Below are 12,045 nucleotides of genomic sequence, written 5' to 3' on the forward strand. Positions count from 1 at the left end.
CGCGTGTGATTCCTTGTTCCTCGAAATGACAAATAGAACGTCTTACCTTATAGAATTATTCCTTCCTAAAACTCTCTGGCGGTCCCAAATACGACTCTAAAACTTTTCCATCTTCTGTTTCAATTACAATTTTTTGAAGCACTAAAGCCGAATCAATCGCATAAATTTTCAAAACATGATTTCCTGCATTTTCTATTTGATGCGTTGAGGTTATAATTTTAATATTGTTTGCCACCGATTCTGCCCAATTTTTCTCTGAAGAATCTTCGTTGAGGTTCATAATTTGAGGTTTTTCTGAATCAAAAGCAATTCCATATTTCAATCCGTTTCCTATTTTAAAATTGATTGTCGGCGAAAAATATGCTTTTACCTTTACTTTTCCTTTACTGAAAAAGCAAACATCATATTCTAATCTTGGCGATTGTTCTGAAATTTCAAACGGTTGAATATTTGAGGGTTTTATCGTTATTCCAGAATCTGTCTTTCCCAAATTTGGAATTAAAGTCCATTTTACTGAATCTGAATTTATAGCTTTAGAATAATTTTTACTTTCTATTGAAATGTAACCGTCGTTCTCAACAAAACCGTGAGCATTTTCTAAATTTTTAGTAATCGATGTTTCAACCTTTGGAGAATTCTCAGTCGAAATTTTTGCTTGAGCTTTGATTGAAATTTCAACTGTTTTTGTTTTCGGAATCACATTTTTTTCTGGCTGTTGCCAATTATCATATCCAATATGCGTTTGTGACATCATATGATTCCATTTGCCATTTGCTAATTTTGTATGATAATAATTGGTAAGCTCACTATCTTTTTCAAATAACTCTTTTACTTTTTCAGCATACGCATTTGCAACGGCATTACCTTGTGCTGCATACAATTGATTTTTGGCTGTTGCAACATACATTTCATTTAAATTGGAACTAGCCAAAACCGGAAATAAAACCAGCTGGTAAAAAGCATCTTTATACTCTGGTTGTAATTTTTCGTTAATAAAATTGGCTTTTTCTACCAAATTTTGATAATCAGCAACAACTCGATCAGCTTCGTTATAATTGGTTACGCTGTATGTTTTAGCATCTAATAATTCCGGTTTTCTTCGCGCATTATACTTAGTATATAATTTTAAAATAGTGGCAATTTCTTCTGTAAACTGATTTCCGAAATTTTCTTTTGCCCAATTCACATAATAATCTGCTAGATTCTCCGCATTAAACTTTTCAGGATTCCAAGCCATATCCAAGAAAAAGGCAATCGGAAATTCCATTGGTTTGATATCGCCTACATTTACAATCCAGATTTTATCAACTCCATATTGATATGCTAAATCCATTTGTTCCCAAGTACGCTCAATTTGGTTCGTATTGATCCATTTATAATTTCTCGGTCCTCCAACATAATCATAATGATAGTAAATTCCGTAACCGCCTTTTCTTGGTTTTGAATCGAGCTCAGGAAGTTTTCGAATATTTCCCCAATTATCATCGCACAATAATAGTGTTACATCATCTGGAACAGTCATTCCTTTGTCATAATAATCTTGAACTTCTTTGTAAAGTGCCCACATTTGAGGCGTTTCTTCAATCGGTTTTTTAGTTACTTCTTGAATGATATTTCGTTGGGTTTTGACAATATTTTCTAATAAATCAATTGCAGTTCCTTCCGTCATAGGTTCGTCACCGTCACCACGCATTCCGATTGTAACAATGGTTTCTTTATTTCCCATTCGTTTAATTCCGTCCTTCCAGAAATTGAATCAAGGCTTCCGAATTGGTATTAAAATCCCATTTCCCATTTGATTTTCCCCATTCAGCATGAGCGCGCGTCAATGGTTCATGATGTGAAGTTCCCATGACAATCCCGTATTCATCGGCCAAAAAAGCATTCTGCGGATCTTCAACATAAAACATTCTGCCCCACATTGCTGGCCACAAATAATTGCCTTTCATTCTCAGAATCAATTCAAAAACCGTATCATAGAATTTTGAATTGAATCCACCGTATTTCTCAAAAGCCCACCCTGTCAAAGCTGGAGCTTCATCGTTTATAAAAATCCCACGATATTTTACTTTTGGTTCTCCCTGCGTGTGAACTCCAGGCAAAACATGCAATTCTGATTGTTTTTTCACTGGAACATCTGCCCAAAAATACCAAGGCGAAATTCCAATTTGATTCGATAAATCGTAAATTCCGTAAATCGTTCCTCTTTTATCTGAACCTGCAATTACGAGCGCTTTTTTAATTCCTTTAAACGGATTTTCGATAATTTGGGTTGTAAACTTTTCCCATTTTCCTTGAAGCTGATGTACATCAATTTTTCCTTGTTTGGCTAATTGATCTATTATTTTGCTTTTTCCTAATGTTCCAATAATAACAACAAAATCTTCTGCTCCTGCAATCTTTTTAATTCTTTTCGGATGTAAATCGGAAACTTTAAAAATGTCATTTTCTAAATGTCCAACCACTTTTAAAACTCCAGTATAATCTTTATCGTCTACAAAAATCGAAGCTATTTTTCCTTTTGAAACTAATGGAAAGTTTTCTACAGAAAACTGATTGACTACATATTTCTCTGGATTTATGGCGTGCGATTTTGTGCTTAATCCGATTAGGAAAAGCAGTGTGATGATGTAGGAAATTTTAATTTTTAAACACATAGAATCATAGATTTTCTTTGTCTACATTAGTTTTGTCATTTCGACGTAAGGAGAAATTCCACATAGAATTTCGCCAATCTTTGTCGAATTCCGAGTGTGATTCCTCGTTCCTCGGAATGACAAACAGTACGTTTTTCTTTTCTAATCGCGAACCCGACAGGAAAGAATATTTACAAATTCAACTTGTAAGCAATTCCCATTTCCAAACCTCTCAATTCAGCAAGACCTTTTAATCTTCCTGTTAAAGAATAACCTGGGTAAGTTTCTGTTGCTTCATCAACTCGATGAAGAAAACCATGATCGGGACGCATTGGAAGACTTATTTTGGTTTTGTTCATCAACAACAATAATTTCTCCACAATTATTTCCATTTTAACATCGCCGTTTAAATGTTCTGATTCCCTGAAAATAGTTTCGCTTTCGCGGATGGTATTTCGCAGGTGTAAAAAGTGAATTCGGTTTCCAAAATCGTCTATTATTTTCTCTAGATTATTTTTTGGATCGGCACTTAATGAGCCTGTACAATAACACAATCCGTTTGCTGTTGAAGGAACGGCGTTGAAAATCGCTTTTAAATCAGCCTCTGTCGAAACAATTCTTGGAAGTCCTAAAACCGAAAACGGGGGATCATCTGGATGAATCGCTAATTTTTGTTCGTTTTGCTCTGCAATTGGTGTTACTTCCGATAGAAAATAAATCAGGTTTTCTCTTAGTTTTTGATTATCAATTTCAGCATAGTTTTCTAAAAGCGACAAAATTTGTTCTGCCGTAAAATGGATTGTACTTCCCGGAAGTCCTAACAAAACATTTTTAAATAATAATGCTTTTTCTTTTTCAGACAATTGATTGCCAAATTTTAAAGCTTTTTCTTTTTCAGCATCTGAATAATCATTTTCAGAATTTGGTCTTTTCAAAAGAAAAACATCAAAATAGGTAAAAGCGTCCTGATTGTATAAAAGAGCTTTACTTCCATCTTCATTTATAAAATTATGATTGGTTCTTACCCAATCCAAAATCGGCATAAAATTGTAGGTTATAATTTTGATGCCACACTCGGCCAGATTCTTTAAACTGATTTTATAATTTTCAATGTATTGCAAATAATTTCCAGAAGCGCGTTTGATTTCTTCATGAACCGGAAGACTTTCTACAACCGTCCATTCCAAACCATAATTGCGAATGATTTCCTGTCTTTCTTTTATTGCTTCAATCGTCCAGATATCTCCAACCGGAATTTGATGCAAAGCGGTGACAATTCCAGTCGCACCAGCTTGTCGAATATCGATCAACTTGACGTTATCACTTGGACCGAACCATCTCATGGTTTGCTGCATTTTTATCATACTTCTCTTTTTTTATGCCACGAAGGCGTTAATTCACAAAGTTTTATTTTAAAAAACTTAAAGGAAAAATACTTTGCGGCTTCGCGCCTTTGCGAGCTATTTCATCTAGACTTAAAATCCTATACTATTTCCGCCATCAACAGGCAAAACTGTACCAGTAGTATATTTTGATTCGCTTAAAGCGAAATAATATACCGCATCTGCAATGTCTGAAGGTTCTCCTAAAAAGCCCATTGGAGTTCTTCCTAATACTTTATTTTTTCTTTCTGGATCATTATCCAAAGCAGCAGCAGACATTTTGGTTTTAATAAATCCAGGAGCAATACAATTTACTCGAATTCCTGTAGGCGCTAATTCTGTCGCCATTGCACGCGTCATGGACTCAATTGCGCCTTTACTTGCCGAATAAGCAATCACTTTTGGAATTCCGTATTGAGATGCCATCGAACTAATGTTGATGATACTGCCGCTTTTGTTAGATTTCATATTTTTTATGACTTCGCGACTTACCGCAAAAACACTCAACAAATTAGTATGAATTATCGAAAGAAAATCTTCATCAGTTACCTCTGGAATTTCTTTTTTCATATTGATTCCAGCATTATTTACCAAAATATCAATTGAATTTTCTTTTATGATGCTTTCAATCATCGCAGGAATTCCAGCTAGATTATTTAAGTCAAAAATTACTGGAATAGCATTTTCTCCAATTTCCTTACAGGCATCTTCTGTTTTTTCTTTTGATCTTCCGATTATGTAAGTTTTTATTCCGTTATCACATAATTTCTTTGCTGTCGCAAAACCTAAACCTGAATTTCCTCCAGTTACAATTGCTGTTTTCTTACTCATAATTTTCTATAAAATATATTTTTTTGTACACAGATGAAACGGATTCGTTATCGTGAAATCGCTGATTTACGAGGATTTTTTTTTCTCAATTTCATAAAAAAATCCGCCTTTTTTCCGTGTCTTTGCGATAGCAAATCCGTTTTATCCGCGTTACAATTACTCAAATTTATTATCCATTCCCTGGCGCAAAAGGAAATTTTAATGATTCAAAATGCTCTAAAGTTTGTGTTGGTTTTTCAACTCCTTCAGGAAGTTCTTTGTTCGAAAACTGCTGAAAATATAGCAAACATGCATCGCGCCACCATTTTGCTTCTTTATACTGAATTTCCAATAACATTTTTACTTCGTTAAAACGTTCGCTGTCAATATATTTTTCGGTTTTCTTCCAAACATTCTGCATTTCCTTTACCTGATTTACACCTTCCTGATATTTTAACGCCAAGTTATTCCAAAGCGTCAGGCCATTTTTTAGTTTATAATCCCATGAAACGTGATGAAACCATAAAAGATCTTTTTCTGGGCAAGTTTCTAAATTATCAAAAAGTTTTTCAACTTCGGGTGCATATTGTGCAGTCGCATTAGTTCCCGTTTTTGATCGGTCAAAACCAATTCCGTTTTTGTCGGCTTTATGATAATAAGTCGGATTCCATTCTGGTCTTGATAAATTAGAAACCCAAGGTCCTGGTCCGTAATGATGTCCCGTATCCATAATATGATGTAAACCCAGCGGTGTCATATAATTTACAACCGCTTCTCGCGATTCAATCATGATATCTTTTACAGGTTTAATGAAGTTTTGGTCATTCGAAAAAGTGCTTCTCAACCATTCGTCCGCAATACTATCAGAATCTAAATACGGATTCCAAGCCAATCGCCCAAAACCATACCAATTTGCTTGTGCGAAAGGATGTCCTGTCCAGTTTAAATCGTTTCCGATATTGGCAACGCCAGCAATTCCAGTTAGTTTATTTTGATATAGAGTTCCGTCTACAACTTTCGCAACAGTCGAACCTTTTCCTTTTTGATAGGTATCAGATTCCAGAACTTCTTGAAATAATTTAGGCAGAAAAACCAAATGCGTACTGAAACCTAAATACTCCTGCGTGATTTGAAATTCCATCATTAAAGGCGTTTTCGGCATCACGCCAAATAACGGATGAAAAGGTTCTCTTGGCTGAAAATCGATTGCTCCATTTTTGACCTGAACAATTACATTTTCTTTGAATTTTCCATCATAAGGCTGAAATTCAGCGTAAGCTTGTTTGGCACGATCATTAGCATCATGTTCAGAATATACAAATGCTCTCCACATAATTACACCGCCAAAAGGCGCAACAGCATCAGCAAGCATATTTGCTCCATCAACGTGATCTCTTCCATAGTTTTGTGGACCTGGCTGACCTTCAGAATTAGCTTTCACCAAAAATCCTCCAAAATCTGGAATTCGTTTATAGATTTCTGCTGCTTTATTTTTCCACCAATCAACTACTTGAGCATCTTTTGGGTCGGCTGTTTTTAAGTTTCCAATTTCGATCGGTGCCGAAAATCTTGCTGTTAAATAAACTTTTATTCCGTAAGGTCTGAAGACATTTGCCAAAGCTTCAACTTTTTCTAAATATTGTGGAGTCAGAATTAAAGCATTGGCATTTACATTGGTCAAAACCGTTCCGTTAATTCCGATTGAGGCATTCGCTCTAGCGTAATCAATATAGCGCTCGTCGATAAAATCTGGAAGTTTCTGCCAATTCCAAAGCGAAAATCCAGCATAACCTCTTTCGACTGTTCGATCTAAATTATCCCAATGGTTTAAAATTCTGATATTTGTTTTTGGAGAATCGGCAATGTTTAAATTTTTAACTGATTTATTCGTTTGTAAAATTCTCAGGAAATTGAAAACTCCATATAAAACGGCAACGTCATTTTTTCCTGTAATAATGATTTGTTTTTTGTTTTTAAAAGAAATGGATTTGATAATAAAACCTTCGTCATTTATTTTTTCAAAATCAGATTTCAGTTCATTTTTGATTTCAGCATTTAAACTTATTTGCGAACCAACAATTAGATTATTTTCTCCTTTTATATCCGATTTGATTTCTGGAATAACACTCAGCATATCTTCAAAAGCTGTTTTAAGTTCTTTCTCCGCAATTTTAATGGTTTCTGAATTTCCTAAAACAACAATTCCTTTAAGATTGTTTTTGTATTCTGAAGCCATTGCAGAATTACTCACGGCATTATATTGAAGCCATAATTTATAATCCTTTTGTGCCGAAGCAGAAAAGGAAATCAAAAGAAGCAGGAAAACAAATCTTAATGAAGTCATCTGGTTTTAATTTATTCTTTACAATTCTATTTTGAAAGAATTAATGTTTTATTCTCAATTAAGAATATTTAATAAAATTTTAATTTAAAAAATAAACAATCTTAAATAAAACAACAATTGCAATCGGTTGCGTAAAAATATAAGATTGTTATTTAAGAAAAAAATTTTAGCGCTGCTTTTTTCAAAAAAATAATTTTATTAACAAATAAAGGCAGGATAATTTAAAAAACTATCCTGCCTATAGTACCGTAATTTTTCGATTTTAAGAATTCAGAGATCAGAATTCTTTACTGATACTTTATCTTTTGTAATATGCTACAATACTGGCTTTTGCCAAAGTCTGATTCCAAAGATTAAATCCTACTACTGCCGGATTTGTATTCTCATCTGTTCCCAATTTATCGGTTTTTAAAGCATAAACGGTAATGATATATTGATGATATCCGTGACCAACTGGCGGACAAGGCCCTCCAAATCCTTTAATACCGTAATCGGTAACACTTTGAATTGCCCCTTTTGGAACAAGATTTTTAGTTCCTGCGTTGGTTACCAATTCGTTTACATTTGCTGGAATATCAACTACAACCCAGTGCCAGAATCCGCTTCCTGTAGGCGCATCTGGATCGTACATAGTTACGGCAAAACTTTTGGTTCCTTCTGGAGCATTTTTCCAAGACAACTGTGGAGATTGGTTTTCTCCCGAACATCCAAAGCCATTGAATTCTTGAACTTTTGTAGTTTCTCCTCCTAAATCTTTACTAGTTAAGGTAAATGTTTTTTGTGCAAAAATAGATGTCGAGAAAATCACTGACATCGCTAAAATTAAACTAAGCTTTTTCATTTTATCTGATTTAAAATTTTAAGCAAAGTTAAATTTGGAATAACTGAATAATTTTAGGTAAAGGTTCAAAAACTGTTGCAAAAAGCTCAAACTGCTTTATGATGTTTTGGAGTTACGCCATATTTGATTTTATAAGCCTGACTGAAGCTTGAAAGGTTTTCGTAACCAGCTTCAAAATAAACTTCAGAAGGACTTTTTTCCTGGCTCAACAGATAATGTGCATGTTCCAGCCTTTTATTTTGAAACCATTTTATAGGAGATTCTGAATAGTATTTTTCGAATTCTCTTTTAAAAGTCGAAACACTCATATTACATAAAAAGGCTAATTCTTTTAAAGTTAGTTTACTTAAATGACTGTTTTCGATAGTTCGAATGAATTTTTGTGCAACATCATCGCTGTTTGTAGTTAAAGAATAAAGAAAATTAGTTCCGTATTTATCAATGAGATAGAACATAATTTCTTCAAATTTTACTTCTAATAATTTTGGCTGAATAGCTTTTGAAAGGTTAGAGATATCGGCTAAACTTTCTACAAAACGTTTTAAGAAATCATCATAATCAAATGCATAAACCGATTTTGCTTCGATTGATTCTGATCTTTCAGATTCCATTTTTCTAATGAAATTATGAAGCATCTCATTAGAAAAAAACAAAAGAACACTTTTATAAAGCGAAGTTTCAGAAACTCTTTTTTCTGTCATTAAACAATTTCCAGATCTCATTATAATAAACTTAGAAGGTGTTATCGACAAAGCTTCATTATCAAAAATGACTTCTTTTGTCCCTTCATTCAAAAAACTGATTATGTTTTGATTGAGAATAATCTGCTGTTTCGAAACATCTTTAGAACTGCTATAACCCACAACATGAACTTGCTGTGATTTTTCTAAATTCATTTCGTCAGGAAGTGTAATTGTTTTCATAAAAATCATGGCTTACCAAATGAATCGATAAGCCTTATTATTAAAATATTCTTGATTTTATTTTTGAGTAGATTCTCGTGCGAGTACTTCTGTATTTAAAAAAGTAATTTCCTTAGCGTCATCATTTTTCGCTGATTTCAAATTTTTGATAATGATTTCTGCCGCCGCTTTTCCCATTTTTTCTGCCGGGTGCGTGATAGTCGACAAATTAGGATCGATTATCTGCGAAATTGGGTCATTATTAAAACCAATTACTTTAAATTCTTCTGGCACTTTTATACCGCGTTTTTTAGCTGTTTGTACGGCGCTTACAGCGATAATATCTCCAGGGGCAAATAATCCGTCCGGCATTGGTTTTAAATCAAACAAAGCGTTACTGGCTTTCACACCGTCTTCGTAAGTAACTGAATTTAAATTGATAATCAGATTTTCGTCTATATCAACATTATGATCTTTTAAGGCTTCGATGTAGCCTCTTTTTCTTTCATTATATAAATTTCCTAATTCTGATCCTGCCGTAATGTGGGCAATACGAATACAGCCCTGCTCAATAAGATGTTTTGTAGCTTTGTAACCTGCTGAGTAATTATCAATCACGACTCTAAAAGTATTATAATCTTTAGGAACCCTATCGACAAAAACTAACGGAATATTATTGTTTGAAAATTGATGAAAATGTGACGTATCGCGCGTTTCCATTGCCAACGAACAAATTACACCGCTCACACGATTACTGTAAAGAGATTTCGCCATATTGACTTCTTCTTCATAGGAGTCATGTGACTGCATAATGATTACAGTATAATCAGACTTTTGAGCTGTAATTTCGATTCCGCTGATTAATGAAGATAAAAAAGGCTGTGTAACTGTTGGAATTAAAACCCCAATGGTTTTAGTTTTATTACCTCGCAAACCTGCAGCCAAAGTATTAGGAACAAATCCCATTTCTTCTGCAGTTTTTTTCACTTTCTTTATCGTTTTATCACTAATTGTGTGATGGTCTTTTAAAGCTCGTGAAATGGTCGATGTTGCCAAATTAAGTCTTTCAGCAATATCATAAATCGTTACATGTTTATTTTCTTCCATAAAAACAACTAATAGAAGATGTAAATATAAACTATTTTCTCTCACGTTTATATTTTCAAAAATCACTTAAAAAATAAAACACATTACCTATGTTTCTTATCTTTTAGAATTTTACCATCTTTTGTAAACTCTAAATCAATATTATTGGTTAAATCAACATCCAAATCTTTATGCCCATAATCGATATGAGTAATTTTTTCATTAGGATAATTTTTGGCAACGTAAGCTTTTACTGCATCTGCAATAAAATCTGTTGGAATTGGATTACTTCCACCATCTACTTCTCGATACGAACCATCCTTCCAGAACTCTACTTCTGTTCCGTCTTTTAGTTTTACTTCAAAACCTTTTTCTCCATGTTCAGCATCTTTTTTAGCAATTTCTATTGAAGTATGGCTAAAGTGCTTTTTTAGAAATTCCTGTGCCGATTTTGGAAGTTCTGTTATTTCAATTTTCTTCTGCGCACTAACTGATATTGTTATAGATAACAATATAATAGTTAAAAACACTCTCTTTTTCATAATTTCACTGTTTAAGTATACTTCACTAATTTACAATAAGAAAAAACACTTTCAAATTAATTTAAGAAACATTTATCTCCATAACACATTGATAAAATAGCACTTAAATCCAAAAAAGTTCTTAATTTACATCTTAATAAAATTTGTAATTTAGTATAAACCGTCAAACAAAAACATATGCGTTACATTTCTATTCTAGTACTTACACTATTAATTGCATCATGCAAAAATGAAAATCAAGCCAAAATATTACCCGCTTATTTTACCTATAATCAAGATAAAGTTGAATCGGCCGGAGTAAAAATGATTCCAATAAAAACACCTATTGGAGAATTTAAAGTCTGGACAAAACGATTTGGAAACAATCCTAAAATAAAAGTTTTATTATTACATGGAGGACCAGCAATGACTCACGAATATATGGAATGTTTTGAAACATTTTTTCAAAGGGAAGGTTTTGAATTTTATGAATATGATCAATTGGGTTCTTATTACAGCGATCAGCCAAAAGACAGCAGTTTATGGACTACAGAACGATTTGTTGAAGAAGTTGAACAAGTTAGAAAAGCTATTAACGCAGATAAAGAAAATTTTTATGTATTAGGAAATTCATGGGGAGGAATTCTAGCAATGGAATATGCTTTGAAATATCAGCAAAATATGAAAGGTTTATTAGTATCAAACATGATGGCGAGTGCTCCAGAATATGGAAAATATGCAGACGAAGTTCTAGCAAAACAAATGAAACCAGAAGTTTTAGCAGAAATAAGGGCTTTGGAAGCCAAAAAAGACTTTAATAATCCAAGATATATGGAGTTATTGATTCCTAATTTTTATAAAGAGCATTTATGTCGACTTGAAGAATGGCCAGACGGTTTAAATCGAGCTAGCAAGCATGCAAATGGAGAAATTTACACTTTAATGCAAGGTCCGAGCGAATTTGGAATAAGCGGAAGATTAGCAAAATGGGACATTAAAAATCGATTACATGAAATTACGATTCCAACCTTAATGATTGGTGCAAAATATGACACAATGGATCCAAAAGCAATGGAAGAGCAAAGTAAATTAGTCAAAAAAGGACGTTATTTATACTGTCCAAATGGAAGTCACTTGGCCATGTGGGATGATCAAAAAGTTTTTATGGATGGTGTAATTCAGTTCATACATGATGTTGACGACAAAAAATTCAATTAAGACAAAAAAACATAACACACTGACATACAAACCATAAAAGACTTATTATATTTCCCTTTGGGCCAGACTATCGGCTCTATCTTCTACGGAAGAAGTTTTTGGATAATACAAATGTTATTTTTCCAAAGAAATATGCCTTTTCCATCCTAACATACCCTATTGAAGGAGTAGATTCATTCTTTAGAGGTAAATATGAAAATTAGAAACAGATTTTAAATCTGATAATTTAAAAAACGGCTATAAAACAAAAAACCCCATCCGATCTGGATAGGGTTTTCAAAAAAAGGCGACGACATACTCTCCCA

Annotated in this window: 10 protein-coding genes; 1 reads left to right on the forward strand and 9 read right to left on the reverse strand. The window is 33.4% G+C overall.

What is annotated here, in order from left to right; genetic code table 11:
• Nucleotides 1-55 precede the first annotated feature (55 nt).
• From B3J44_RS04880 to B3J44_RS04920, 9 genes are all read right to left on the reverse strand, one after another.
• Complete coding sequence (locus tag B3J44_RS04880; RefSeq protein ID WP_286966164.1) at nt 56-1,726, reverse strand: glycosyl hydrolase 115 family protein; 1,671 nt, start codon at nt 1,724-1,726, stop codon at nt 56-58.
• Between the two features lie 4 nt (nt 1,727-1,730).
• Nucleotides 1,731-2,657 (reverse strand): glycosyl hydrolase 115 family protein, encoded by a 927-nt coding sequence (locus B3J44_RS04885; RefSeq protein ID WP_286966167.1) that lies wholly within the window; start codon nt 2,655-2,657, stop codon nt 1,731-1,733.
• Nucleotides 2,658-2,827: 170 nt separating this feature from the next.
• Nucleotides 2,828-3,991, reverse strand: a complete 1,164-nt coding sequence (gene uxuA, locus B3J44_RS04890) for a mannonate dehydratase (RefSeq protein ID WP_286966216.1) — start codon at nt 3,989-3,991, stop codon at nt 2,828-2,830.
• A gap of 120 nt (nt 3,992-4,111) precedes the next feature.
• Complete coding sequence (locus B3J44_RS04895) at nt 4,112-4,849, reverse strand: SDR family NAD(P)-dependent oxidoreductase (protein WP_286966172.1); 738 nt, start codon at nt 4,847-4,849, stop codon at nt 4,112-4,114.
• Nucleotides 4,850-5,018: 169 nt separating this feature from the next.
• Complete coding sequence (locus B3J44_RS04900) at nt 5,019-7,172, reverse strand: alpha-glucuronidase family glycosyl hydrolase (RefSeq protein WP_286966176.1); 2,154 nt, start codon at nt 7,170-7,172, stop codon at nt 5,019-5,021.
• A gap of 298 nt (nt 7,173-7,470) precedes the next feature.
• Complete coding sequence (locus B3J44_RS04905) at nt 7,471-8,013, reverse strand: YbhB/YbcL family Raf kinase inhibitor-like protein (protein ID WP_286966179.1); 543 nt, start codon at nt 8,011-8,013, stop codon at nt 7,471-7,473.
• An 86-nt stretch (nt 8,014-8,099) separates the two neighbouring features.
• Complete coding sequence (locus B3J44_RS04910) at nt 8,100-8,936, reverse strand: helix-turn-helix domain-containing protein (protein ID WP_286966186.1); 837 nt, start codon at nt 8,934-8,936, stop codon at nt 8,100-8,102.
• Between the two features lie 57 nt (nt 8,937-8,993).
• Entirely contained in the window at nt 8,994-10,022 is a 1,029-nt protein-coding gene (locus B3J44_RS04915; protein WP_144215121.1) for a LacI family DNA-binding transcriptional regulator, read from the reverse strand.
• 83 nt (nt 10,023-10,105) lie between these two features.
• On the reverse strand, nt 10,106-10,543 hold the full coding sequence (locus tag B3J44_RS04920; protein ID WP_286966196.1) for a PepSY-like domain-containing protein: 438 nt from the start codon (nt 10,541-10,543) through the stop codon (nt 10,106-10,108).
• A gap of 177 nt (nt 10,544-10,720) precedes the next feature.
• Between B3J44_RS04920 and B3J44_RS04925 the strand changes: the two genes are divergently transcribed.
• Complete coding sequence (locus B3J44_RS04925; protein ID WP_286966199.1) at nt 10,721-11,740, forward strand: proline-specific peptidase family protein; 1,020 nt, start codon at nt 10,721-10,723, stop codon at nt 11,738-11,740.
• Nucleotides 11,741-12,045 lie beyond the last annotated feature (305 nt).

The organism is Flavobacterium sp. UBA4854 (genome assembly GCF_002399805.1).
In the GTDB taxonomy this organism is placed as follows: Bacteria; Bacteroidota; Bacteroidia; order Flavobacteriales; family Flavobacteriaceae; genus Flavobacterium; species Flavobacterium ginsengisoli.

Coding starts and splice junctions, on each gene's coding strand:
- B3J44_RS04880 (WP_286966164.1), bottom strand. CDS start 1,726: ATGGGAAATAAAGAAACCATTGTTACAATCGGAATGCGTGGTGACGGT.
- B3J44_RS04885 (WP_286966167.1), bottom strand. CDS start 2,657: ATGTGTTTAAAAATTAAAATTTCCTACATCATCACACTGCTTTTCCTA.
- uxuA (WP_286966216.1), bottom strand. CDS start 3,991: ATGCAGCAAACCATGAGATGGTTCGGTCCAAGTGATAACGTCAAGTTG.
- B3J44_RS04895 (WP_286966172.1), bottom strand. CDS start 4,849: ATGAGTAAGAAAACAGCAATTGTAACTGGAGGAAATTCAGGTTTAGGT.
- B3J44_RS04900 (WP_286966176.1), bottom strand. CDS start 7,172: ATGACTTCATTAAGATTTGTTTTCCTGCTTCTTTTGATTTCCTTTTCT.
- B3J44_RS04905 (WP_286966179.1), bottom strand. CDS start 8,013: ATGAAAAAGCTTAGTTTAATTTTAGCGATGTCAGTGATTTTCTCGACA.
- B3J44_RS04910 (WP_286966186.1), bottom strand. CDS start 8,936: ATGAAAACAATTACACTTCCTGACGAAATGAATTTAGAAAAATCACAG.
- B3J44_RS04915 (WP_144215121.1), bottom strand. CDS start 10,022: ATGGAAGAAAATAAACATGTAACGATTTATGATATTGCTGAAAGACTT.
- B3J44_RS04920 (WP_286966196.1), bottom strand. CDS start 10,543: ATGAAAAAGAGAGTGTTTTTAACTATTATATTGTTATCTATAACAATA.
- B3J44_RS04925 (WP_286966199.1), top strand. CDS start 10,721: ATGCGTTACATTTCTATTCTAGTACTTACACTATTAATTGCATCATGC.